The organism is Neorhizobium sp. DAR64860/K0K1, assembly GCF_050500205.1.
Taxonomy (GTDB): domain Bacteria; phylum Pseudomonadota; class Alphaproteobacteria; order Rhizobiales; family Rhizobiaceae; genus Neorhizobium; species Neorhizobium soli.
In genome coordinates this window covers 2434872-2460742 of sequence record NZ_CP191459.1, presented here as the reverse complement: position 1 = coordinate 2460742, position 25871 = coordinate 2434872, and the positions used below count along the sequence as shown (strand labels likewise).

Sequence of the window (25871 nt, the reverse complement as noted above, 5' to 3'; positions counted from 1 at the left end):
GGTGAGGCTTGGTTGACGAGAGCGATAGCCGGTCTCCCTCATCCTCGCCACAAGGCAAGATGAGGAAGTCGGAACTCAAGCCCGTTTCGTCAGCGGAAACCGTTCTTTCAGCAGTCGGCCAATCGCATCCGTCGTCGCCGGCGGGCCGAACAGGTAGCTCTGGCCGAAATGGCAGCCCATCTTGGCAAGTTCCGCCGCGTCTTCGTCGGTCTGGATGCCCTCAGCCACCACGTCCATCTCGAGCGCCCGCGCCATGGCGATGACCGAGCGCAGAAGCACAGCACGCTTGTCGGTGGCATCGCGCACCAACGACTGGTCGAGCTTGATAGTGTCGAACGGGAACTGCGTGAGATAGCCGAGCGAAGAGTAGCCGGTACCGAAGTCGTCGAGCGCGAGGCTGAGGCCGGTCTCTTTGAGCTTGGCCAGAACAAGACGCGCCTGTTCCGGGTTCTCCATCATCAGCGACTCCGTCAGCTCCAGCTTGAGCTGGCCCGGTGCCACCTGCGTCCTCTGCAGCAATGCCCGGACGTCATTGTAGAGATCGGCGTTCAGGAGCTGCGCACTCGAGACGTTGACGGATACGAAGATCGGCAGCGAACCGGTTTGTGCCTGCCAGGACGTGAGGTCTGAGGCCGCCCGTTCCATCGCAAAGAGGCCGAGAGGGCCGATCAGGTCCGACATTTCGGCGATCGGAATGAATTCGGAGGGCGGAATGCTGCCGCGTTTGGGATGTTCCCAACGCATCAGCGCTTCGAAGCCGGCAATCTCGCCATCCACAAGCCGGATGATCGGCTGGTATGCGAGTGTCAGTTCGCGTCGCTCGATGGCGCGGCGAAGGTCGGTTTCGATCTGCAGACGATCTGTACCGGTCGAGCGGAATGCCGGACGGAACGGTTCGACGCGATTGCCGCCGGCGCGCTTGGCGCGGTACATCGCCAGTTCCGCATCGGCGAGAAGTCCCGGGGCGCTTTCCTGCTGATCTACCCAGGAGGCTAGGCCGATCGAGGCGGTGAGGACGATCTCGCGATTGGCAAAGTTGATCGGCACCATGATTGCCTTGGACACCGCATCGGCGAAATCCGCGACCTTGCCCGGGTCCCGCTCGGAGACGAGGATGAGGCCGAACTGGTCGCCGGCAAGCCGTGCCAGCGTATCCTGAGGCTTCAAGAGACGACGCAGACGCCGCGTCAGCGCGATCAGAATGTTGTCGCCCGCGGCAATTCCGAGCGAGTCGTTGACCTGCTTGTAGCGGTCGATGTCGATCGCCATGACGGTTGGGCGCAGATGCCCGTCGCCGGGTGCCAGCGTCAGTACCGATTGCAGACGGTCGAGGAACACTTGGCGGTTCGGCAACCCGGTCAGGTTGTCATGCATCGCGTCCTGCAGCAGACGCTCGATCGAGTTCTTCTGCTCGGTCACATCGATGACGGTGCCGACGCAGCGGATGATTTCGCCATTGGAGCCGAGTACCGGCCGGGCGCGGATCTGCAGCCAGTGGAAATGCCCGTCTTCCGCGCGAATCCGGAACTCGTGGTTCAGGCGGCCGCGGCGATGTTCCAGAAGCACGTCAAGCGTGGCGCGGAACCGGTCGCGGTCATCGGGATGAAGCCGCGGCAGCCAGTTGCGCACCGGCCCGTGCATGGAGCCTTGCTCGAGGCCAAGCCGCGTCGAGATGTCGGGCGTAGTCACCACGCGGTCGCGCGCCACATCCCAGTCCCACACGGTGTCGCCCGAACCGGTCAGCGCCAGCGACTGCCGCTCCAGATCGGAAAACAGACCCTGCTGGTAGGCGCCGCCGGCAAAGGCGTGCTGCATCACGGTAAAGCCGATCAGAAGCACGATCAGAACCAGTCCGCCGCCAAGCGCCGGCTGCACGATGTCGTTGTCGAGCTGGCCGGTCACCGTCAGCCATCCCCCGAACAGCCAGACCAGCAGCAGCGCCCAGGTCGGCACCAGAAGGATGGCGCGGTCATAGCGGTTGAAGCCGAGATAGACGATCAGGAGGATGCCGACAGTACCCGTCAACGCAAACGAAAGCCGCGCGATACCGGATGCGACAGACGGATCGTAGATCGCCACACCGCCGAGGAGCACGAGGCCGGCCACCCAGGCAAGCGTCGCATAACCCAGGTGCACGTGCCAGCGGTTGAGGTTGAGATAGGTGAACAAAAAGATGACGAGCGACGAGGCAAGCGCCACTTCGGCTGCGGCACGCCATATTCGCTCGTCGGACGATGTCACGCTGATGAGCTTGTCGAGAAACCCGAAGTCGACGCAGATATAGGCAAGCACCGCCCAGGCAAGGGCTGCCGCCGCCGGCAGCATGGATGTTCCCTTGACCACGAACAGGATGGTCAGGAACACCGCAAGCAGACCGGCAATGCCGAGCACGATGCCCTTGTAGAGCGTGAACGAGTTGACCGAATCCTTGTAGGCATCCGGTTGCCAGAGATAGATCTGCGGCAGCGCCGGCGTCGAAAGCTCGGCGACGAATGTGATCGTGGCGCCCGGATTGAGCGTGATGCGGAACACGTCGGCATCGGGGCTGGCGATACGGTCGAGCGCAAACCCTTCCGATGGCGTGATCGAGATGATGCGCTGCGAGCCGAGATCCGGCCAGAAAACCTTGGAATTTACGAGCCGGAAATGCGGCGCGACGATCACCCGCTCCAGCTGCTCCTCGGAAACGTTGGAAAGCGCAAACACCGCCCAGTCGCCCTGGTGCGACGGCGAAGATGCGCGCACCTCGATGCGGCGACGGATACCGTCGGCAGCAGCGGCCGTGGAAACCTGAAAGGCCTCGCCCTGGTTGGCGTAGATGTCGGTCGTGCGGGTCAGGTCGAGCGCGGTGTCGTCGCGCGAGATTTTCACCGGCTCGGCCGCCTGTGCAAACGTCGCCGCCGCAAGAAACATCAAGACAGCGGAAACAATTTCAAGAACCGACGGCAGGCGCGGCATGGACGAGAAACTCATGTGACGCAGCATCATGTGTTCAGCATTTTCGCAAATTCACCATCTTCTGGCAGTCGGGAGAAAATCACGTGGTCGCGCCACTCACCATTGATCTTGAGATATTTCCGCAAAAGACCTTCCCGCTCGAATCCGGCCTTTTCGAGAAGCCGGATGCTTTTCCAATTGTCCGGAATACAGGCTGCCTCGATCCGGTGCAACTGAAGTCCGCCGTAGATGTAGGGGATAGCCATCTCCAATGCGGCCAACATATGGCCTTGGCCCGAATGTTTCTCGCCCATCCAGTAGCCGACCATGCAGCTTTGCGATGCGCCGCGGCGGATATGGCCGATCGTCAGGCCCCCCAAAAGCTCCATCGTGTCGCGGCGGAAAAGCAGCATCGGCATGGCGACGCCTGACGCATGTTCCTGGGTGGCGCGCACCACGCGAGCGCGAAACGCCGATTCCGTCAGCTCGTCAGGGCGCCAGGTCGGCTCCCACGGCTGCAGGAACGCCCGGCTTTGCGACCGCAGCGTCATCCAGGCCTTGTAGTCGGCATAAAGCGGCAGGCGCATGATGTGGCGCTCGCCTGAGATCTCCGGTGTGTCCGGATGTCGCGATAGGAACCGAAACACGGACTTGGCCATGGTGCTTGTGTGCTCCGGGCAGGGCAGGCGGCTTGATCAGCCGGCCGCCTTTTTGGTTGTCACGCCTGGTGAGGAAAGCGACGCCGCGATCTCTTCCATCGACGGCAGTTGTGCGATCGGCCCAACCGCCGAAAGCGTAGGCACCGTGTCGAAGAACAGACGTCCGGCAAGATCGGTCAGCCGCTGGGTGGTGATCCCCTCCAGCCGTTCCATCATCTCGTCATTGGGGATCGGCTTGCCGTAGAGCATCATCTGGCGGGCGATCTGGCCGGCGCGGGCGGCAGGGCTTTCCTGCCCCATCAGAAGCTGGGCACGGATCTGCGCGCGCGCCCGGTCGATTTCCGCCTGATGGATCTGCTCGGATGCCTTGCGCAGCTCTTCGACGACCACAGGCACGAGGTTCGGCAACTCGTCGCCGTTGGTCGCGGCATGGACGCCGAAAATGCCCGTATCGGAAAAGCCCCAATGGAATGCGTAGACGGAGTAACAGAGGCCCCGGCGCTCGCGCACTTCCTGGAACAGCCGCGAGGACATGCCGCCGCCGAGAATGTTGGCAAGGATCTGCGAGCAGTAGAAGTCCCGCTGGTGATAGGCCTTGCCCTCGAAGCCGATCAGCAGCTGGGCATCCATCAGATCGCGGTCTTCGCGGGTGTCGCCGCCGATATAGTGGGCGGGCTCGAGAACGGGCGTCGCACTCGGCATGGTCGGCAGGCTGGCGAACCGCTCCTCGACCTGCTTGCAGAACACCTGGTGGTCGACAGCGCCGGCCGCGACGATGAACATCCGGTCGGTCGTGTAATTGCGCGAAAGATAGCCGCGGATCTGCGGCGGCGTGAACCCTTTCACCGTATCCGGCGTGCCGAGAATGGCGCGGCCGATCGTCTGGCCGCGATAGGCGACTTCGGAGAAGCGGTCGAACACCACGTCGTCGGGCGTGTCGTTGGCCGCGCCGATTTCCTGCAGGATGACGTGTTTCTCGCGGCGCAGCTCTTCCTCGTCGAATTCCGACTCCGTCAGGATATCGGCAAGGATATCGACCGCCAGCGGCACGTGGTCCTTGAGCACCCGTGCGTAATAGGATGTGGTTTCGGTCGAGGTCGCGGCATTGAGCTCGCCGCCGACATCCTCGATCTGCTCGGCGATATCGCGGGCGGTCCGCCTCGCCGTACCCTTGAACGCCATATGCTCGAGAAGATGCGCGATGCCGTGCTCGTTCTCGGTCTCGTTGCGGGCTCCGGACTTGATCCACACACCGAGCGCGACGCTCTCCAGGTGTGGCATGGTCTCGGTCACGACTGTGAGCCCGGAGGGGAGCCGGGTGATTTCAACATTCATATTCACGTCTTCGCGTCTTTCCGGCACTGCCGATAACTGGCTCAGTTTGCCCGTGCGTGTTCGCCGATGAATGTTTCAACGGCCTTCAGCTCGGCGTCCAGCGTATCGTAGCGCTCCTCCCTGTGCATCAGATCAGCGAGCCATGATGGAAGTGCCGGATCAATTCCGCAAGCGGATTTTACCGCCGCCGGGAATTTGGCGGGGTGCGCCGTGGCCAATGTCACCATCGGGCTGCCGGGCCGCGCGTGCTTCTGCGCAACGAAAACGCCGGTCGCCGTATGCGGGTCGAGCAGGTATCCGGTGGCGGCAAGCGTGTCGCGAATTGTCTCGTCAACCTGCTCCAGCGTGGCGCGGCCGGCGCGGAATTCGCTCTTGATCGCCTTCAACGCCTTCGGCTTGATTTCGAACGCGCCGGACTGTTTCAGGCTCGCCATGGAGGCGCGAACAGCGCTCGGGTCGCGGCCATAGGCTTCAAACAGAAGCCGCTCGAAATTCGACGAGATCTGGATATCCATCGACGGCGACGTGGTCGCCATCACGCCCTGCATCTCGTAGCGCCCGGTCTTCAGTGTGCGGGCAAGAATGTCGTTGTCATTGGTGGCAATCACCAGCCGGTCGATCGGCAGGCCCATCTTCTTGGCCACATAGCCCGCGAAAATATCGCCGAAATTGCCTGTTGGCACCGTGAAGGACACTTTGCGGTCCGGTCCGCCCAGCGAAACGGCGGCGGTGAAGAAATACACGACCTGCGCCATGATGCGGGCCCAGTTGATCGAGTTGACGCCCGAAAGCTTCACCCGGTCGCGAAAGGCGACATCGTTGAACATCTCTTTCACGATGTTCTGGCAGTCGTCGAAATTGCCCTTGAGCGCCACCGCATGCACGTTGGATGCGGTCGACGAGGTCATCTGGCGCTGCTGCACCGGCGAGACCTTGCCTTCCGGAAAGAGGATGAAGATGTCGGTGCGGTCGCGTCCGGCAAAGGCATCGATCGCCGCACCGCCCGTATCCCCCGACGTCGCGCCGACGATCGTGGCGCGTTCGCCGCGCTCGGCCAGAACATGATCCATCAGGCGGGCGAGCAACTGCATCGCCACATCCTTGAAGGCAAGCGTCGTGCCGTGGAAAAGCTCGAGGATGAAATCGTTCGGACCCGTCTGCACCAGCGGCACCACCGCCGGATGACGGAAAGTCGCATAGGCCTCGTCGATCATGGCCTTCAGCTTGTCGTCTGGAATTTCCCCGTCGACAAAATGCTTGAGGATCTCGAAAGCCACTTCCGCATAGGACTTTCCACGCAGATTGCGGATGTCCCGCTTGGACAACTGAGGCCAGTGGCGCGGCAGGTAAAGACCGCCGTCGCGGGCAAGGCCGGCCAGCAGTGCATCACGAAAGCCGAGAGCGGGCGCTTCGCCCCGGGTAGAAATGTAGTCCACGACCGATAATCCCCAATCGATTTTTGTTTGCGCCGCTGGTATAGACGATTGAAATCGGCGGTGAAAGACTGGAAAACGGCGCTGCGTTACGCCATGAGCATGTTTGGCGCGACAAGCCGGTCAAAAGGGATGGAACAAGGTTGAGTATTGTGTTTGGCAAGATTTCCCATGGTCTCGTAACGGTATCCCTCCTGACGGCGCTCGCCGGCTGCAGCTCTTCCACGTCCACGGAAAGCCTTGCGCCGGCCGCCCAGGCAGCAACGCCGGCGGTGGTGCAGGCCTATTGCCCGCAGATCGTCCTGCGCGAGCAGACGGCGATACGCCAGGAATACGCCCGCGGCGGTCAGGATGATCCGCAAAAGCTCGTCTACCAGGCATCGCTGGCCGACGCGACGCGTCAGTGCACGGCAAACGAGACGACGATGACTATCAATGTCGTCGTCCAGGGCCGCATCATCGATGGGCCTGTCGGCGCGCCGGGCCGCGTGACCCTGCCGATCCTGGTCGAGGTCGTCGATGGCGACAACACGATCTACTCGCAAAAGGTCGCCTATCCGGTCGAGCTTCCGGCCGGCGGCACGCAGTTCCTCTTCCAGAAGGCGGATGTGCAGATCCCGAACGCGCAGGGCGGTGCATCGCGCTTCACCCGCGTCCGCGTCGGTTTCGACAATGGCGCACCCGGCAAGAAGCCCGCACGCCGCAGCTAAGGCCCTTTTAACCCAGGGTTAACCATAATTCCCTACCCAGTATGGGATGATCGTCACGGGCGCGCTGCCTGCGACCGTTCGAGACAGGGATTGGGATGACTGCTCCAGCTATCGTGGCGGACGCGAAGCGGCGTCTGCGGCTTTGCACCGCCATCGTCACGCTGGCAGCGCTTGCGCCCGGTGGCGCTTGCGCGCAATCGGTCTGGACCGGAGCCTCCGACAACAATTTCATAAACGGCGCAAACTGGACAACGGCACCGGATGCCCCCGGCGTATCGGACGCAGCGTCGATCGGCTCCGGCGCGCCGACGGTCGCAGCAGACACGGCCGTTGATACGCTAGCGGTGTCCGGCGGCACGCTTCATGTGGATGCGGATCTGACAGCGACGAGCGGCACGACCCTGTTCGACATGGGCCGCATCGAGATCTCGCAAAGCGGCACGCTGACCTCAGACCTCACGATGTCCGGCGGCTCCATCAGTAACTCGGGAACGCTCTCCGGCGACCTTGCATCTTCGGGTGGCGAGGTCGTCAACGACGGCACGATCGACGGCAAAACGACGCTGTCCGGTGATGCGCAGATGACCAACAATTTCGTCGTCACCGATGTCGATGTCGAAGCGACGGCCCGGTTCGTCAACAATTCCGGCGCCACGGCCGGCGCCGTCACCAATGCGGGCACAACCTCCAACGCCGGCACGATCGCCTCGCTCACCAATACCGGCGGATCCTTCACCAACAACGATGGCGGCACGGTCACCGGCGATACGGTGGTTTCAGGCGGCACCGTCACCAACAACTTCGTCGTCACCGACGTCGATGTCGCTGCCACAGCCAGTTTCGTCAACAATTCCGGTGCTACGGCGGCATCCGTCACCAACGCGGGCACGGCGTCCAATGCCGGCACTGTCGCATCGCTCGCGAATGTCGGCGGCAGCTTTACCAATAACGGCACCATTTCAGGCGCAACCTCAGTCGAGGGAGGAACGCTCACCAACAATTTCGTGGTGACGAAGGTCGATGTCGCAGCGGCTGCGATCTTCGTCAACAATTCAGGTGCGACGGCCGGCGAGGTCACCAACTCAGGCAATGCCTCGAACGCCGGAACGATCGCCTCGCTGACCAATAGCGGCGGCACCTTCACCAACAACGACGGCGGCGAAATCACCGGAAGCACCACCGTTTCAGGCGGCACGGTCACCAACAATTTCGTCGTCACCGACGTGGATGTCGCGGCTTCCGGCAGCTTCGTCAACAATTCCGGCGCGGTCGCCGGTGATGTCTCGAACGCCGGAACCTCATCCAACGACGGCACCATCGCCTCGCTCACCAATACCGGTGGCAGCTTTTCCAACACCGGCGAGATCAGCGGCGATGCGACGGTGTCAGGAGGAGTGCTCGTCAATGACGGCACGATCGGCGGCGCGATCGATATCGGCACCGATGGCATGCTGTCAGGCACAGGGGAGATCGGTGGCCTCACCGTCGGGTCAGGCGGCACGCTGTCGCCCGGCCCAGGTATCGCAACACTTGCCGTCAACGGCGACGTCACCTTCGAAGCCGGCTCGACCTATCAGGTGGAAACGCAAGCAGACGGCACGTCCGACAGCCTTGCCGCCACCGGTTCGGTCAGCATCGAAGGCGGCACGGTCCAGGTTCTCGCGGGCGCAGGCACCTATTCACCTGCTACGACCTACACGATCATCACAGGCGAAAGCGTTACCGGTGCCTTCGACGACGTCACCACCGATCTCGCCTTCCTGTCGCCCATCCTTGCCTATGGCGCCGACGACGTGACGCTGAGCCTCTACCGGAACGATGTCGATTTCGCCGACGTCGCGAACACCGCCAATACGCGCGCAACGGCTACGGCAGTCCAGTCGCTCGGCACCGAAAACGACGTCTTCCTCGGTGTTCTCCAGCAAAACGCCGATGGCGCACGCGATTCCTTTTCACAGCTCAGCGGCGAGATCCACGCCTCGCTAAAAACCCAGCTTCTAAGCGACAGCCGGCTCATTCGGGACGCCATCGTCGACCGCGTCAACGGTGCCGTCCCGATCCGCTCATCGGCCGATGGTGCGACCAGCTTCTGGGCAACCGGCATCGCTGCATCAGGGCAATTGCGCAGTGACGGCAATGCGGCCGGCATCGACAGCCATGCGGCGGGATTCATAGCAGGCTTCGACGGGCAGGCATCCGATCACTGGCGGCTCGGCGGCCTGTTCGGCTACAGCAATGCCTCTGCGGGCAGCGAGGCGGACTGGGAAAGCTATCATGCCGGACTCTACGCCGCCGCAAACTGGGGCGACGTTGCCCTCACATCCGGCGCGGTCTACTCCGAAAACCGGATCTCGACGTCGCGCAGCGTCGACTTCGGCACGTTCACGGATGATCTCCAGGCCGATTACAGAGGCGCCACCCGTCAGCTGTTCACCGACCTGTCCTGGAAGACAACGGCAGGTCCCGTGACGCTGCAGCCCTTCGCGAGCCTTGCCTATATCAATCTCGACACCGATGGTTTTCGCGAGAGGGGCGGGGCCGCCGCTCTGACGGGCAATGGTGAAACCGACAATATCGCCCTTTCCACATTCGGCCTTCGCTGGTCGGCGCAAATGCCTGTCGAGGACCTGCCGCTCACCGTCTCCGGCATGCTCGGCTGGCGCCACGCAATGGGCGACCTGACGCCCGCATCGCGGCTCGCCTTTTCCAGCGGCGGCAGTCCGTTCATGCTGGAAGGCGTGGCGCTGCCGCGCGACACGGCCGTCGTCGAGGCCTCCGTCACGGCGCAGGTTTCAAAATCCGCACGGCTGAAGCTCAGCTATTCCGGAGAATTTGCCCATTCGCTGACGAGCCATACCGCGAAGGCCAGCCTTGCGGTGCAGTTCTAGATCCCGCCCCATTCGCCGAGTGCGGCAATCACCGCCGGCAGGTCGCTCATCCGCGAAATCACCGTTTCGGCACCGGCGTCGGTCAGCCGGTCGGCATGGCTGGGATAGGTATGCGATGCGCCGGTGAAGCCCACCACCCGCATGCCGGCCGTGCGTGCACCGTGGACGCCATGGGTGGAATCCTCGATCACCAGGCACCTGTCCGGCTCAACGCCGAACTGCTTTGCGCCATGCAGGAAGATGTCCGGCTTCGGCTTCACGCGGTCGGGACCGAGGTCCTTGGCGGAATAGATATGGTTTTCGAAATAGGGCTTGAGCCCCACCTTGGTCAGCATCATGTCCAGCCGCTGGCTGGACGAATTCGAGCAGATGCAGCGCTGCGTGGTCAGCCGCGACAGCGCGAACTTGACGCCCTCGATGATCTTGACGCTGCGCTCCAGCCGCTGGTCGAGCAGCTTTTCCGATTTGTCGAGAAGCGAGGCCGAAAGCGGAATATCCGCTTCCTGTTCCACCTGCAGAAGAATGTTCTTCCAGGTCATGCCGGCAAAGCGCTCGCCCATTTCCTCGACGCTGATCGGATAGCCCGCTTCCGTCAGCAGCCGGGATTCGACCTGCGCCGCGATGATTTCGGAATCGACGAGCACGCCGTCGCAATCGAAGATGATGAGGTCGAAGCCGCTCATGATGGATACTCTTTGATGAAAGAAGGTGAGGGCGATCTACACGAGGGAAGCGCCGGAAACAATGCGGAGGCCGATTTCCTCTACCGGCAAAGCGGCGACAACACGGCGCGCCTCAGAAACCGTAGCGCGCCTCGGCAAGATCGATCTCGCGAACAAGCTTTCGCGCGATCTCCTCGGAGATCTTGCGCCGGCGGCCGAGCCTGAACAACTCGTCGCGTTCGGCACGCAGGGCGGCCAGCCTGAACCGCTTGTCGACCTCCTCCATCTTGCGCAACAGCTCTGCCTCGTCCCCAAGCTTGGAACGCCCCTCGATCCGCTGCCGGTAGAGTTCCATCAACCGCGTGCCGACCTCGCCGTAGAGATCGGCATCGGTGCGGCCTTCGCTCATCGCATGCTGCAATTTCTCGATCATCCGGATCGCAGCCTCTGCCGCCGCAATCCGGGCAATATCCTCTTCCTGGAGGTGATCATCCTCCGGTGGCAGTTCGAGGTTCTGGAGGAGGTACGGAAGGCCAATACTGGCCGCCGTCAGCGACAGGATGATCACCCCGGCTGCCAGAAATATCACCAGATCGCGCGCCGGAAACGATGTGCCGTCGTTCATGGCAAGCGGCAGGGTAAGGATACCCGCAAGCGTGATCGCCCCGCGCACGCCGGCAAGCGACATGGCTGCCAGAAGCCTCCAATGCGGCTTGCGGATCGCCTCTCCGCGACGCGCGGCGCGATAGAGGGTGAAGCGCAAGGATACCCACACCCAGGCGAACCGCAGGGCCGCGAGTGCGGTGGTAATCACCCCCACATAGGCGATCAGCCAGATCGGGTGAAGGTGGCCCGTTTCCGTGACGATCCTGGCGGCGCCTGAGACGATGCCCGGCATCTGTTCGCCCAGCAGCACGAAGATAATGCCGTTCAGCGCAAACTGCACCGTATCCCACACCGCGTAGCGCCGCATGCGGGTGGCAGCCATCGTCTGGCCGCGCAGTTCGGCAAAGCTCATGGTGATACCGGCCGCAACGGCTGCCAGAATGCCGGAGCAATGCAGGTGTTCGGCCAGAAGATAGGCGCCGAACGGAATGAGCAGGCTGATCAGGATCTGCGCGCCGGGCTCTTCGCCCAGCTTGCGCGACACGTAATACTTCGCCTTCATGACCACGAATGTGGTGCCAAAACCGATCAGGATGCCGCCGATCGCCACCCAGAGGAAGGTGCCCACCGCATCCGCCAGCGAGAACACGCCGGTCAGCACGGCGGCCACCGCGAACTGCATGCAGACAAGGCCGGACGCATCGTTGAGCAGCGATTCGCCTTCCAGAATATGCATCAGGCGCCCAGGGATCGGCACCCGCGCGGCAATCGCCGAGACGGCGATCGGATCGGTTGGCGACAGGATGGCGGCGAGCGCGAACGCGACCGCAAGCGGTATCGCCGGGATCATCCAGTGGACCAGAAAGCCGATCAGGATCACCGTGAAGATGACAAGCCCGAGCGCCAGCTCCAGGATCACCGCCTTGTCGCGGAACAGCCCTTCCTTCGGAATGCGCCATCCATCGAGAAACAGTAGCGGCGGCAGAAACAGCAGAAAGAAGAAATCCGGATCGAGCTGCACCGCAGACCCCGTCACGCCGGCGATCGCGGCCCCGAGCGCGATCTGCACCAGCGGCAGCGGAATGCCGACAGGCGAAAGCCTTGCCAGCGTGCCGCTCAGAACCACGGCGAGAAGCAGGACCAGGGCAATGGTGATGCTTTCCATGGTGGCGCTCCTATCCGTTCCGGTTCCGGCCTGAATAAGAAATGGGAATGGATGAGGCAAGGGCCGGGAAGGGGGGTGCGACCTTTAAGACCGGCTCAGTCGTTCTTGTAGGCCCAGCATCGCGGCTTTGAGCGGCGGCAGGTCATGCGCAATGACGTCCCAGATAAATTCGTCCATCAGAACACCTGCGTTGCAGAAAGTTCTATCCGATCTTTCAGGATCGGATGAAGGCTGTCCCGCGTCGTGACGTCTACAGGCACGACAAGTTCATCCTCGAGAAACAGCTTGATCCCGACAAGATCGAGCAGAGAGAACTTCTTGCTCTCGTCATAATCGATAAACAGATCGAGATCGCTGTCGGGTCCGGCTTCGTCGCGGGCAACCGAGCCGAACAGATAAAGCGAGGTCGCGCCGAGCGCCCTGATCGCGTCGGCCTGCCGTCTCAGCTTCTCGATCGCCTCTGCTTTTTTCATGAGTTGTAGCCTAGCGCATCTTCGCGCCGCTTCCCATCATTTTGCTTTTTTCCAGAAACAGGCCACCGGCTTCAGTCTTTGGTAACCAAAATGAGTAACCATAACAGTCAGTAAATTCGTATCCAGTACAGCGTAGCGAGTGTCTCATGGCCGCAGTCCTTCCTTTGATCGACCTCCAGAAACAGGCCCGTCCTCACGCCTGGATGAACTCCATCATCAAGGGCGATTGCGTGGCAGCCCTCGAGGCGCTGCCGGATAAATCGGTGGATGCGATCTTTGCCGATCCGCCATACAACCTGCAGCTCGGCGGCGCCCTGCATCGCCCCGACCAGAGCCTGGTCGATGCCGTCGATGACGACTGGGACCAGTTCGCGTCCTTCCAGGTCTACGATGCCTTCACCCGCGCCTGGCTGCTTGCCTGCCGCCGCGTGCTGAAGCCGAACGGCACGATCTGGGTGATCGGTTCCTACCACAACATCTTCCGCGTCGGCGCGATCATGCAGGACCTGAACTTCTGGCTCCTCAACGATATCGTCTGGCGCAAGACCAACCCGATGCCGAACTTCAAGGGCCGCCGGTTCCAGAACGCCCACGAAACGATGATCTGGGCCAGCCGCGATGCCAAGGCCAAGGGCTACACGTTCAATTACGAAGCCTTGAAGGCCTCCAACGACGACGTGCAGATGCGCTCCGACTGGCTGTTTCCGATCTGCTCGGGCGGCGAACGCCTGAAGGGTGACGACGGCAAGAAGGTCCATCCGACCCAGAAGCCTGAAGCGCTGCTCGCCCGCATCATCATGTCCTGCACCAAGCCCGGCGATGTCGTGCTCGACCCGTTCTTCGGTTCCGGCACCACGGGTGCGGTCGCCAAGCGTCTCGGCCGCAACTTCGTCGGCATCGAACGCGAGCAGGATTATATCGACGCCGCATCTGCCCGCATCGCCTCGGTCGAACCGCTCGGCAAGACGGAACTGACGGTCATGACCGGCAAGCGCGCCGAACCGCGCGTCGCCTTCAATGCGCTCGTCGAAAGCGGTCTCGTCAAGCCTGGCCAGATCCTCACCGACGCCCGCCGCCGCCACAGCGCCATCATCCGCGCCGACGGCACGCTGACCTCGAACGGCGACGCCGGATCGATCCATCGCCTCGGCGCCAAGGTTCAGGGCTTTGATGCCTGCAACGGCTGGACATTCTGGCACTACGAGGAGGCCGGCGTCTTGAAACCGATCGACGACCTTCGCACCATCATTCGCAACGGCCTGCCAAAAGCGGACTGAGCCACCAGTCCCGGGACCAGATCCCATGTCAGCTCGCGAGCTTCCTCTTCCGGTTTTGTACCTCTAGTCCCGGAAGAGGATCATGTGACGCCCGGAGTGTGAAGGCTCCGGGCGTCATCTTTTTTATGGGGCAAATGCACTGATTTCGGGGCAGCAACGACGCAGGCTCTGACCAGAGTAACCCTGAACACCTCCGAATTCGAATGTTTCGGCCCGTCCGCCGATCACCCGGCTAGGTTGCCTGCCGTCCATCCGGGTATTCTGCAGGCCCCTTGATCTCGATCTTATTGCCAAACGGGTCATGGATGTAGAACGAGTGCCCCATGCCCCGGGCACCCCCATGAAACGCTTCCTGGACGATCTCGACTCCGTGCTTATCGAGATGCGTCCGCAGTTCGTCATGGTCGAAAGGGCTGGTCGCAAGACAGACATGATCGACATTGCGCCCACCGGTCACCGGAGGCGCTGCTTTCGTTCCGCCCGGGTGAGTTACGTCCCACAAGACGATCAACGAGGAGCCGAACCAGACCTGCTCCATCCCCAGGGCCGGATAGGAATAGCCAGGCCGGCACCCCAGGACATCCGTGTAGAACGTAAGCGCACGTTTCATGTCGTCGATCAGAAGAACGATGTGATCAATGCCGACGGGAGCGAATGGAATTGCCATGAGGGGTGCCGTCTTAACGTGAGGTCGATTGCAAAACGAGGTGGATGAGCCGGGAACTTATATCGTCAGCATACCGGCTACCACCCCCAAACCTCACACCTCGATACCGTGATCCCTCAAATCCTTCCGCAGCGTTTCCGGATCCGTGAAATGCACGGCGTGCCAGCCGGCGGCGCGGGCGCCTTCGACGTTGGGAAAGCTGTCGTCGATGAAGATCGAGGCTTCGGGGGTGAGGCCGAAATCGCGGGCGTGCTTTTCGTAGATGGCCACATCCGGCTTGATCAGGCCGATCTCGCCCGACACCGTGACGCCGCGCGGCTTGTCGAGAAACGGGAATTTCCGGCGGGCTTCAACGAACGTGTCGGCGGCGAAGTTGGTGAGCATGGTTACGTCGCGGCCGTTCTCGATCAGGCTTTCGAAGATGGCGACTGTCCCGTCGTAGGCATGCGGCACCATTTCGTGCCAGTGCTGGCGAAAGGCCCTGATATTGGCTTCGTGTTCCGGATGCTGTTCCAGCAGCAGCGCTTCGGCCTCGCTCCAGCTGCGGCCGCGGTCCTGTTCCAGGTTCCATTCGTGGGTGCAGACGTTGTCGAAGAACCACTTGCGTTCGGTCTCGTCGGGAATGATCCGGCTAAAGGGAAGGTTGGGATCGTAGTGGATCAGAACCTTGCCGATGTCGAAAACGATGTGATCAATCTTGGCCGCCATAAACGATGTTTCCTGCTGTCAGTTTGGAGCTTTTGCGAAGGCGAGGGGTATAGCCTGGACGATTGCTTTTTTCATAACGGTCGGCAAGGCTTGGTTTTCGAGGTTTTCCACCGGTTCCCACCAGCCATTGTCCACAGCCACCTTGGTCACCTTCGCGCGAAAAATCGAAAGCCGCAGTTCGAAATGGGTGAAGACGTGAATGACCGTACCACAGGTCTGCCAGTCGGCAGACGGGATGGGTGCGTGATCGATCGTCGTGCCGCCATCGAGCCGCGCGGTCCAGGCCGTCGTCGGCACTTCCGTCATGCCGCCTAAAAGTCCGGTCTCGATGCGCTTTCGAAGCAGCACCTCGCCATCAGGCGTCACCGCCACGAAGGCAGCGCCTTGCCGCACCGGCTTTTCCTTCTTTGCGGCCTTCACCGGAAACCGCTCGGGATCGTCGCCGGCTAAGGCCAGACAGTCGTCGCGGAACGGACAGAGTGCGCAGGCAGGACGTTTCGGGGTGCAGATTGTCGCGCCGAGATCCATCATCGCCTGGGCAAAATCGCCCGGCCGGTCTGATGGCGTCAGTTCGACGACCTTGGCCTTCATGGCGGGCTTGGACCCCGGCAGCGGCGCATCGATCGCATAGAGACGCGAGATCACTCGCTCGACATTGCCGTCCATCACAGCCGATTGCCGGTTGAACGCGATCGCGGCAACGGCGGCCGACGTATAGTCGCCGATGCCGGGCAGGGCGCGCAGGCCGTCTTCCGTATCGGGAAACACCCCGCCATGATCGGCTGCAACCGCTTCTGCGCATTTCTTCAGGTTGCGGGCGCGGGCATAGTAGCCAAGCCCCGCCCAGGCCGCCATCACGTCGTCGGAAGGGGCTGCGGCAAGATCGGTCACCTTCGGCCAGCGTTCGAGAAATTTTGCGAAATACGGTTTGACCGCCTGCACCGTCGTCTGCTGCAGCATCACTTCCGACAGCCATATGCGATAGGGGTCGGGCCGGATCCCGGCTTTGGCAGCCGTCGGGCTGATCCGCCAGGGCAGCTCGCGGTGGTGCCGGTCGTACCAGGCGAGAAGCCTTTCCGCATGGGTCGGGCCATCGGCCGAATTCGTCGTCTTGGGAAGCGTCTGGAGCATCGTTTGCCGTTTGCCGCTGGAATGGCCTATAGGTATGCGTCAATGCGCCGGCATCAAGGACGGCACAACCTCAGGCGGCCAGTTATCCAGCGATGAATGCTCCGAAACCTCCGTTCCGCCGCAAAGGCGCGCTGCAGATCTCCGAAGTGGCGAACGGCATCATCGATCCGGTGCTGGCGCGCCGCGCCGGGATATCCACCGCGCTGCTCGGCTCCTGGGATGAGATCGCCGGCGAGGATTTCGCCGACTGTACCCGCCCCGAAAAAATCGCCTGGTCGCGCTATAACGACGGCTATAGCGAGGGCGGCCACCAGCCGGGTGTCCTCACCATCGCCTGCGAAGGGTCCCGCGCGCTGTTCCTCGGTCATGCCCAGGGCGAACTGATCGCCCGCATCAACGGCTTCTTCGGCTTTCCGGCCGTGCGCCAGATCCGCATCGTGCAGAAGCCGGTATCGCAGACGTTCAAGCATCCGCGCAAACTGCAGCCGCTCAAAGGCGAAGCGGCAAAACGGCTGGAGGGCATGATGGAGGGGATCGAAAGCGAGGCGCTGAAGAAGGCCGTCGCCAGGCTCGGCACCGCCGTTCTCCAGCAGAAGCGCAAATGAGAGTTCCAGGGCCCCCGCCACTCTCATTCCTGTGCTCGTCACAGGAATCCAGCCAGCCCAAGTCCTTGGGCTGAAATAACTCTTTTCATCGCAGGGCCAGGTTCCCTCCGACTAGCATACGCATCGTGACGCAACAGAGCGGAAAAGGCCGCGTAATACACCGAACTATCCCTCGCACCGCCATTTCGTCACAATTCTTTGAAGGGATTTAACACTCCACCGCTTGTCGGGGCCAAGGCGCCACGATACGGACTATCGAACTTTTTCAAATCTCGAACACGGGTGTTCCATGCAGTTGAACGATAAGACCATCACCAGACGCGCGCTTCTCGGCGGAGTGGCGGTCACGGCGCTTTGCCTGTCGCTGCCGCTCGGCATCTCAGACGCCTTTGCCCAGGCGCTTCCGGAATCGCAGGGCGATGTGGATATGGCGGCGGCGCTGAAGCCTGGCACCCTGCCGGAAATGGCGCTCGGCGAAGAAAACGCCAAGGTCACCGTCATCGAATACATGTCGATGACCTGCCCGCATTGCGCACACTTCCACAACACCACGTTCGAAACGATCAAGAAGAACTATATCGATACTGGCAAGGTTCGCTTCATCATCCGCGAATTCCCGTTCGATCCGGTCGCGACCGCTGCCTTCATGCTGGCCCGCTGCAACCCGCAGAACCCGGCCGAACTCGCAACGTCGGCGCAGTATTACCCGATGGTCTCGATGCTGTTCAAGCAGCAGCGCGCCTGGGCAGCCCCTGCCGACAAGGATGTGCGCGGCGCTCTCCTGCAGTCGGTCAAGCTTGCAGGTTACTCACAGCAGAGTTTCGAAGCCTGCTTGACGAACCAGAAGCTTCTCGACGACATTAATACCGTCGTTAAGCGGGGCAACGAGGAATTCGGCGTCAATTCCACGCCGACCTTCCTGATCAACGGCAAGAAATACTCCGGAGATATGACGGTTGACTCCATGTCGAAGCTTTTCGACAGCCTTCTGTAAGATCGCCACCCCGGCGGGTAGGGGACCCGTCGGCGGGAGAAAGGGCGCAGCATGAAATTCAACAAGCTGCGCGTCGTGGGCTTCAAGTCCTTCGTCGAGCCGACGGAATTCATCATCGAGCGAGGGCTGACCGGCGTGGTCGGCCCCAATGGCTGCGGCAAGTCCAACCTTGTCGAAGCGCTGCGCTGGGTGATGGGCGAAAACTCCTACAAGAACATGCGCGCGTCCGGCATGGACGACGTGATCTTTTCGGGCTCGGGCAACCGTCCGGCCCGAAACAGCGCCGAAGTCGGCCTCTATCTCGACAATTCCGATCATACGGCACCGGCAGCCTTCAACGATGCCGACGAGATCCAGGTGTCGCGCCGCATCGAGCGCGAGAACGGCTCGCTCTACCGTATCAACGGCAAGGAAGCCCGCGCCAAGGATGTGCAGCTGCTGTTCGCGGATGCCTCGACCGGCGCGCGCTCGCCCTCCATGGTTGGGCAGGGGCGGATCGGCGAGCTGATCAATGCCAAGCCCCAGGCCCGTCGCCAGCTTCTGGAAGAAGCGGCCGGCATTTCCGGCCTGCATTCGCGCCGCCATGAGGCCGAACTTCGCCTGCGCGCCGCGGAAACCAATCTGGAGCGGTTGGAAGACGTCGTCGCCCAGCTGGAAAGCCAGATCGAAAGCCTGAAGCGCCAGGCACGCCAGGCTAACCGTTTCCGCATGCTGTCGGCCGATATCCGCGCCCGCGAGGCGATGCTTCTGCATATCCGCTTCGTTCAGGCCCGCGAGGCGGAGGCGGAGGCCGAAACCGCGCTCAACCAGGCCACCAACATCGTCGCCGAAAAGGCGCAAGGGCAGATGGAAGCGGCAAAGGCGCAGGCGATTGCCAGCCTCAGACTGCCGGAATTGCGTGAGGACGAGGCAAAAGCCGGTGCCGCCCTGCAGCGCCTGCAGATCGCCCGCGGTCAGCTGGAAGAAGAAGCCGGCCGCCTGCTGCGCCGTCGCGACGAACTGACGCGAAGACTGTCGCAGCTTGCCGAAGATATAAGCCGCGAGGAACAGCTTGCTGCCGATAACACCGCCTTCCTCGAAAAGCTGGATGGCGAAGAAGCCGAGCTGACCGAGACGCTGGCAGATTCTGGTGCGGAAGCGGACGACCTGCGCGAGGCTTTCAAGGCCGCGGCCGCAACGCTTGCCGACAGCGAGAAGCTGTTTGCCGCAGTCACCGCCGAACGGGCCGAAGCGGCTGCCGGACGCAATGCGCTGGACCGGCTGATCCGCGATCTCGCCGAACGACGCCAGCGCCTCGACCGGCAGATGGCCGATGCGACTGGCGAACTCGACGCGATCGGACAAAAGCTCTCCGGCCTTGATGATCCCGCAGAGCGGCAGGACGCGGTGGAAGCCGCCGAAATCGCCGTCGAAGATGCGACGATCGCGGCGGAAGAAGTCGAGTCGGCGCTCGCCCATGCGCGCTCTAACGAACTGATGGCCCGCGGCCCGGTGGAAGCCGCCCGCTCGGCGCTGAACGCGCTCGAAACCGAAAAGCGCACGATTTCCCGCATGCTCGCCGCAGGCGCCCTGTCCGGTGGCTTCGTCCCCGTCGCCGAAATGATCCGTGTCGACCGTGGCTATGAGGCAGCGCTCGGTGCAGCCTTGGGCGATGATCTCGAAACACCTGTCGATGCATCCGCCTCCGCCCACTGGTCGATCAATGGCGACGGCGCCTCTGATCCCGGCCTGCCGGAGGGTGCGCAAGCCTTGTCGACCTATGTGACGGCGCCGCCGGAACTGGCGCGCCGGCTCGGGCAGATCGGCGTGATCTCGCAAGACGACGCCGAGAGGCTGATGCCGCTGCTGCGCCCTGGCCAGCGCCTCGTGACCCGAGAGGGTGCCGTCTATCGCTGGGATGGCCATATCTCGGGCTCCGAAGCGCCGGGTGCGGCTGCCCTTCGCCTGTCCCAGAAAAACCGTCTGTCGGAGCTGGAAGGCGAGATCGACGAGGCGCGCGATATCCTCTCGGAAACCGAGGATGCGCTGGCAGAAGCTGGCACCGCCATATCGATTGAGGAAAAACGGCTCGCCGAAGCGCGCGACCGCAGCCGTTTTGCCGCCCGCCAGTTGAGCGATGCCCGCGATGCGCTTGCCGCTGCCGAACGGGCAGCCGGCGATCTCACCCGTCGCCGCGATGTGGTTGCGGAAGCGGTCAGCCAGCTGACCGGCCAGATCGAGGATCTCGGTGTCCAGGAAGAAGACGCCCGCATCGAGCTCGAGGACGCACCGGATCTCTCCGCCATCGATGCCAAGCTGTTGAACCAGCAGAGCGTCGTCGCCACCGATCGGGGCCGTCTCGCCGAAGCGCGCGCCGCCTTTGAGGGCCAGAGCCGCGAGATCGAGGCGCGCAAGCGCCGCATCGCCGCCATCGCCCAGGAACGCGCCGCCTGGGTCTCCCGCATCGCCAGTGCCGCCGATCATATCGGCAGCCTGCGCCAGCGCGAGGAAGAGGCGCGCGACGAGATCGTCGATCTCGAAGCAGCACCTGAAGAATTCGACGAGCGCCGCCGGGCACTGATCAACGAATTGCAAAAGGCGGAAGCTGCCCGCAAGGCCGCCTCCGATCGGCTGGTCGAGGCCGAAACCCGCCAGCGCGAAACCGACCGTATCGCCGCCACGGCCTTGTCGGAACTCGCCGAAGCCCGCGAAAAGCGCGGCCGTGCCGAAGAGCGTCTGGTCTCCGCCGCCGAAAAGCGCCACGAGGGCGAGCTGCGCATCCGCGAGGCACTCAATGTGGAGCCGCATGACGTGATGCGCATTGCCGGCATCGCGCCCGGCGCCACGCTGCCTGACATCCGCGAGATCGAACGGGAAGTCGACCGGCTCAAGATGGAGCGCGAGCGGCTCGGTGCCGTCAACCTGCGCGCCGAGGAAGAGCAGAAGGAGCTTTCCGACAAGCTCGCCGCGCTGATCCACGAGCGCGACGACATCATCGACGCCATCCGCAAACTGCGCGGCGCGATCCAGAGCCTCAACCGCGAGGGCCGCGAGCGCATGCTGGCCGCCTTCGATGTGGTCAACAAGCAGTTCCAGCGGCTGTTCACGCATCTCTTCAATGGCGGCACGGCAGAGCTGCAGCTGATCGAGAGCGACGATCCGCTCGAAGCCGGCCTCGAAATCCTCGCCCGCCCGCCGGGCAAGAAGCCGCAGACGATGACGCTTCTGTCCGGTGGCGAGCAGGCACTGACGGCGATGGCGCTGATCTTTGCCGTCTTCCTCACCAATCCCGCACCGATTTGCGTGCTGGACGAAGTGGATGCACCGCTCGACGACCACAATGTGGAGCGTTACTGCAACCTGATGGACGAGATGGCCGCGTCGACCGAGACGCGGTTTATCATCATCACCCACAACCCCATCACCATGGCCCGCATGAACCGTCTGTTCGGTGTGACCATGGCGGAGCAGGGTGTATCGCAGCTGGTCTCGGTCGATCTGCAGACGGCGGAACTGCTGCGCGAAGCCAGCTAAGCCAGCGCTTTCCCGGTCAACCGGTCGCGGCCTCCGTATTTCTACCTACGTCAATTTACTCATATGGGACATCATCGTCTCGGCGTAGTGTAATTTAACTAAAATCATATTGACGTGTGGTGCCTCGATGCCGCAAGTTCAGCATCGAAGTACCGCCGATATAGAGACCCCCCGCACGGGTTTTCCTGTCCTGTGCGGAAGGCTTTGCGGGGCCGATGTGATCCGGCCCCGCAAAGCGTTTTCATCTCTTTCCGACATCCGCGCGCAGGCGTCCTTACAGCCCCGTCAGCCGCACATTCGTCCCCCAGGGGTCGAGAATGTCGATATGATCGACAGCCCTCGTGAAGCTGACCGACGCCTGTTTCAGCTTGTCCTTCAGCGCCAGCAGGTCGCTCTTTTCCGCAAATTCCAGCGAGAACCAGTCGAGCCCGGTTTGCGTCTCTTCCCGCATTCCCGCACCGGCGCTCTGCCAGGTGTTGAAGGCGAGGTGGTGATGGTAATGGCCGGACGAGAAGAAGCCCGAGTCGTCCCGGTTGCCGCGTGTCGATGACAGGCCGATCAGATCGCCATAGAAGGCCCGCGCCTTGTCGATCTCGCCGACCCGCAGATGGATATGACCGATCCTGAGGTTGGCGGGCGCTTTTGTGTAGGTGTCGCGGTTGATGTCGGTATTGGCGACGATATCGTCCACGTCGAGCGCCTCGGTGCCCATCGCCACCACATTGCCGTTCCATGTCCACATTTCATGGGGCCTATCCCAGTAGACCTCGACGCCGTTTCCTTCGGGATCGGTCAGATAGACAGCCTCGCTGACGCTGTGATCGGCAAATCCTGTGATCGGAAATTGCCGCTGCGCCACATGCACCAGCCAGCGGGCGAGATCGCCGCGGTCCGGCATCAGGTAGGCGATGTGAAACAGACCGGCAGACCCCGGCGTCTCGAAGGCGGCCTCTGCCGAACGGACGAGATGCAGAAGCGGCGATCCCCCCGCACCCAGCACGACGCGATCGCCGGAAACATCATCCTGCTCGATAATCTCGAGCCCGAGCATGGCCTGGTAGTACGCGGTCATGGATTTGAGGTCCCGCACCCGAAGCGCCGCCTGATCCACATGGACAGGCGTCGTCACGGCAAAGGGCAGGGCAGGTGCAGCCATCGCCGCGCTCGTTCCTTCCGCCAGCAGCGCGCCGTTAAGGGCGGCCGTCGCAGACACGACACCCGTCAGTTTCAAAGCATTCCGTCTCGTGATGGTCATCGAAGGCCCTGCAGGTTCCGGCGGCGTTATAGAGACGCGCTAGAACATGCGCACGTCACTTTCCTGTCAGGCATGACAACTCACCGATTTTGCTGCGGTGCAACATAATCCTGACGCATAATTCCCAAACGATCATAAACGCTGTAAATGCTTGAGAAGACTGGGTGGAGATGCGAAATGGCGAAATGGGTCTATCGCTTCGGCGATGGCAAGGCGGAAGGAGGCGCTGGTGACAGCGTCCGTCTTGGAGGCAAGGGCGCAAACCTCGCGGAAATGGCGAGCCTCGGCCTGCCGGTGCCGCCGGGACTGACGATCGTCTGCGATGCCTGTACCCATTATTTCGAAAACGCGCGAATGCTGCCCGACGGCCTGAAGGCCGAAGTGCTCGATGGCATTGCCGCCATGGAAGCTATCACCGGCCGCCGGTTTGGTGCCGGCGTGCAGCCGCTGCTTCTGTCCGTCCGCTCAGGCGCGCGGGCCTCCATGCCCGGCATGATGGACACGGTCCTCAATCTCGGCCTCAACGACCAGACGGTGCAGGCGCTGGCTGAAGATTCCGGCGATCCCCGCTTCGCCTGGGATAGTTACCGCCGCTTCATCCAGATGTATGCCGATGTGGTGATGAGCCTCGACCACGAGATCTTCGAGGAAATCCTAGAAGACGAGAAGGCGCGGCTCGGCCACGAATACGATACAGAACTTTGCGCCGCCGACTGGCAGCACATCGTCTCGCTCTACAAGCAGCTGATCAGCGAGGAACTGGAAACAGGCTTCCCGCAGGATCCGCACGAGCAACTCTGGAAGGCGATCGCCGCGGTATTCGCAAGCTGGATGAACCCGCGCGCGCAAACCTTCCGCATGCTGCACCGGATCCCCGAGGAATGGGGAACCGCCGTCAATGTCCAGGCTATGGTATTCGGCAATCTCGGCTCCACATCGGCCACAGGCGTTGCCTTCACCCGCAATCCCTCGACCGGCGAGAAAGCCTTGTACGGCGAGTTCCTCGTCAATGCGCAGGGCGAAGACGTCGTCGCCGGCATCCGCACACCGCAATCGATCACCGAGGAGGGCAGGCTTGCCTCCGGTTCCGACAAGCCGTCGATGGAAAAGCTGATGCCGCAGGCATTCGCCGAGTTCCGCACGATCTGCGACCGGCTGGAAGCCCATTACTGCGACATGCAGGATGTGGAATTCACCATCGAACGCGGCAAATTATGGATGCTGCAGACACGCAACGCCAAACGCACCACCCGTGCTGCCATGAAGGTCGCCGTCGACATGGTCGAGGAAGGCGTCATCACCGAGAGCCAGGCCGTCTGCCGCATCGATCCGCCATCGCTCGACCAGCTGCTGCACCCGACCATTGATCCGCGCGTCGAGCGGCACGTCATCGGCTTCGGCCTGCCCGCATCGCCGGGTGCTGCGACCGGTGAGATCGTGTTCACCGCCGAAGAGGCGGTCGAGGCCGACAAGGAAGGCCGCAAGGTCATCCTCGTGCGCATCGAGACCAGTCCGGAGGACATCCACGGCATGAACGCCGCCGAAGCGATCCTCACCACCCGCGGCGGCATGACCAGCCATGCGGCCGTCGTTGCCCGCGGCATGGGCATTCCTTGCGTCGTCGGTGCCGGCTCCATGCGCGTCGATCTGCGCAACGAGGTGCTTCTTGCCGCAAACGGCGTCAGCCTAAGGCGCGGTGAAGTCATCACCATCGACGGATCCTCCGGCCAGGTGCTGAAGGGTTCCGTGCCGATGACCCAGCCCGCGCTGTCTGGCGATTTCGGCAAGCTGATGGCCTGGGCCGACAAGACCCGCCGCATGACCGTGCGCACCAATGCCGATACGCCGCAGGATGCCCGCGCCGCCCGCTCGTTCGGGGCGGAGGGCATCGGTCTCTGCCGCACCGAGCACATGTTCTTCGAAGGCGACCGCATCCACATCATGCGCGAGATGATCCTGGCCGAAACCGAGAAGGCGCGGCGCGCAGCGCTCGGCAAGCTTCTGCCGATGCAGCGGTCGGATTTCACCGAACTGTTCGAAATCATGCACGGCCTGCCGGTCACGATCCGCCTGCTCGATCCGCCGCTGCATGAATTCCTGCCCAAGACCGAGGCCGAGATCGACGACGTCGCCCGCGCCATGGGCATGCCGCCCGCTTTCCTCGCCAGACGCATCGATGCGCTGCACGAGTTCAACCCGATGCTCGGCCACCGCGGCTGCCGGCTTGCGATCTCCTATCCGGAAATCGCCGAAATGCAGGCACGCGCAATCTTCGAGGCGGCTGTAGAGGCCGGAAAGACCACCGGAGAGCCGGTCGAACTCGAAATCCTCGTGCCGCTCGTCAGCCTGCGCAAGGAACTGGATTACGTGAAGGGCGTCATCGATGCGGTGGCGAAAGACGTCGCCCGCGAAACCGGCGTCCCGATCGCCTATCTGGCGGGCACGATGATCGAATTGCCGCGCGCCGCCCTGCGCGCCCATGTGATCGCGGAAACCGCCGAGTTCTTCTCCTTCGGCACCAACGACCTCACCCAGACCACCTTCGGCATGTCGCGCGACGACGCGGCGGCCTTCATTCCCACCTATCAGCGCAAGGGCATTATCGAGCACGACCCGTTCATCTCGCTCGATTTCGATGGCGTCGGCGAACTGATCCAGCTTGCAGCAGAGCGCGGCCGCAAGACGCGGGCAGACCTGAAGCTCGGCATCTGCGGCGAACACGGCGGCGACCCGGCCTCGATCCGCTTTTGCGAAAACGCCGATCTCGACTACGTCTCCTGCTCGCCGTTTCGCGTCCCCATCGCAAGGCTGGCTGCCGCCCAGGCGGCGATCGAGCGGACGAAGAGCTGACCG

The 25871-nt window shown here is 62.6% G+C and carries 18 protein-coding genes; 7 read left to right on the top strand and 11 right to left on the bottom strand.

Going from position 1 to position 25871, the window contains the following annotated elements; genetic code table 11:
- Positions 1–75: 75 nt before the first annotated feature.
- The 4 genes from ACQY1J_RS16640 to thrC all read right to left on the bottom strand — a co-directional run bounded on the left by ACQY1J_RS16640 (position 76) and on the right by thrC (position 6367).
- On the bottom strand, positions 76–2913 hold the full coding sequence (locus ACQY1J_RS16640) for an EAL domain-containing protein (protein ID WP_371816136.1): 2838 nt from the start codon (positions 2911–2913) through the stop codon (positions 76–78).
- A 71-nt stretch (positions 2914–2984) separates the two neighbouring features.
- Positions 2985–3596 carry a GNAT family N-acetyltransferase gene (locus ACQY1J_RS16635; protein WP_062453614.1) on the bottom strand — a complete coding sequence of 204 codons (612 nt, stop codon included), beginning with the start codon at positions 3594–3596 and terminating at the stop codon, positions 2985–2987.
- 36 nt (positions 3597–3632) lie between these two features.
- A complete protein-coding gene (locus tag ACQY1J_RS16630) occupies positions 3633–4931 on the bottom strand; it encodes a M16 family metallopeptidase (RefSeq protein ID WP_430250362.1) in 1299 nt (432 codons plus the stop codon).
- Positions 4932–4972: 41 nt separating this feature from the next.
- Positions 4973–6367, bottom strand: coding sequence for a threonine synthase (thrC, locus tag ACQY1J_RS16625; RefSeq protein WP_430250361.1), 1395 nt, complete (start codon positions 6365–6367; stop codon positions 4973–4975).
- Between the two features lie 149 nt (positions 6368–6516).
- Between thrC and ACQY1J_RS16620 the strand changes: the two genes are divergently transcribed.
- Both ACQY1J_RS16620 and ACQY1J_RS16615 read left to right on the top strand, forming a co-directional pair.
- The gene (locus ACQY1J_RS16620; protein ID WP_430251973.1) at positions 6517–7074 is read left to right on the top strand and encodes a PilZ domain-containing protein; all 558 of its coding nucleotides are present in this window, start codon (positions 6517–6519) and stop codon (positions 7072–7074) included.
- Between the two features lie 95 nt (positions 7075–7169).
- Entirely contained in the window at positions 7170–9962 is a 2793-nt protein-coding gene (locus ACQY1J_RS16615; RefSeq protein WP_430250360.1) for an autotransporter outer membrane beta-barrel domain-containing protein, read from the top strand.
- Here ACQY1J_RS16615 and ACQY1J_RS16610 read toward each other — a convergent pair.
- From ACQY1J_RS16610 to ACQY1J_RS16600, 3 genes are all read right to left on the bottom strand, one after another.
- A complete protein-coding gene (locus tag ACQY1J_RS16610; RefSeq protein WP_430250359.1) occupies positions 9959–10645 on the bottom strand; it encodes an HAD family hydrolase in 687 nt (228 codons plus the stop codon). The genes ACQY1J_RS16615 and ACQY1J_RS16610 overlap by 4 nt on opposite strands.
- Positions 10646–10757: 112 nt before the next feature.
- Positions 10758–12395: a Na+/H+ antiporter gene (locus ACQY1J_RS16605; protein ID WP_430250358.1), complete on the bottom strand. Its 1638-nt coding sequence runs from the start codon at positions 12393–12395 to the stop codon at positions 10758–10760.
- 176 nt (positions 12396–12571) lie between these two features.
- Positions 12572–12868 (bottom strand): nucleotidyltransferase family protein, encoded by a 297-nt coding sequence (locus ACQY1J_RS16600; protein WP_062453607.1) that lies wholly within the window; start codon positions 12866–12868, stop codon positions 12572–12574.
- A gap of 146 nt (positions 12869–13014) precedes the next feature.
- Between ACQY1J_RS16600 and ACQY1J_RS16595 the strand changes: the two genes are divergently transcribed.
- Complete coding sequence (locus ACQY1J_RS16595; RefSeq protein WP_113166743.1) at positions 13015–14145, top strand: site-specific DNA-methyltransferase; 1131 nt, start codon at positions 13015–13017, stop codon at positions 14143–14145.
- A gap of 232 nt (positions 14146–14377) precedes the next feature.
- Here ACQY1J_RS16595 and ACQY1J_RS16590 read toward each other — a convergent pair whose 3' ends face one another.
- The 3 genes from ACQY1J_RS16590 to mutY form a co-directional block, all read right to left on the bottom strand.
- Positions 14378–14812 carry a VOC family protein gene (locus ACQY1J_RS16590; protein ID WP_062579460.1) on the bottom strand — a complete coding sequence of 145 codons (435 nt, stop codon included), beginning with the start codon at positions 14810–14812 and terminating at the stop codon, positions 14378–14380.
- 93 nt (positions 14813–14905) lie between these two features.
- Positions 14906–15520, bottom strand: coding sequence for an HAD family hydrolase (locus tag ACQY1J_RS16585; RefSeq protein ID WP_430250357.1), 615 nt, complete (start codon positions 15518–15520; stop codon positions 14906–14908).
- A gap of 18 nt (positions 15521–15538) precedes the next feature.
- The gene (mutY, locus tag ACQY1J_RS16580; RefSeq protein WP_430250356.1) at positions 15539–16651 is read right to left on the bottom strand and encodes an A/G-specific adenine glycosylase; all 1113 of its coding nucleotides are present in this window, start codon (positions 16649–16651) and stop codon (positions 15539–15541) included.
- Positions 16652–16743: 92 nt separating this feature from the next.
- Between mutY and ACQY1J_RS16575 the strand changes: the two genes are divergently transcribed.
- The 3 genes from ACQY1J_RS16575 to smc all read left to right on the top strand — a co-directional run bounded on the left by ACQY1J_RS16575 (position 16744) and on the right by smc (position 21763).
- Positions 16744–17256: a DUF721 domain-containing protein gene (locus ACQY1J_RS16575; protein ID WP_174195767.1), complete on the top strand. Its 513-nt coding sequence runs from the start codon at positions 16744–16746 to the stop codon at positions 17254–17256.
- A 289-nt stretch (positions 17257–17545) separates the two neighbouring features.
- Positions 17546–18250 (top strand): DsbA family protein, encoded by a 705-nt coding sequence (locus ACQY1J_RS16570; RefSeq protein ID WP_113109616.1) that lies wholly within the window; start codon positions 17546–17548, stop codon positions 18248–18250.
- 51 nt (positions 18251–18301) lie between these two features.
- A complete protein-coding gene (smc, locus tag ACQY1J_RS16565) occupies positions 18302–21763 on the top strand; it encodes a chromosome segregation protein SMC (protein ID WP_430250355.1) in 3462 nt (1153 codons plus the stop codon).
- Between the two features lie 274 nt (positions 21764–22037).
- On the opposite strand, the gene ACQY1J_RS16560 is transcribed toward smc, so the two are convergent.
- A complete protein-coding gene (locus tag ACQY1J_RS16560) occupies positions 22038–23018 on the bottom strand; it encodes a VOC family protein (protein ID WP_430250354.1) in 981 nt (326 codons plus the stop codon).
- Between the two features lie 177 nt (positions 23019–23195).
- Between ACQY1J_RS16560 and ppdK the strand changes: the two genes are divergently transcribed.
- Positions 23196–25868, top strand: coding sequence for a pyruvate, phosphate dikinase (gene ppdK, locus ACQY1J_RS16555; RefSeq protein ID WP_430250353.1), 2673 nt, complete (start codon positions 23196–23198; stop codon positions 25866–25868).
- Positions 25869–25871: the final 3 nt, after the last annotated feature.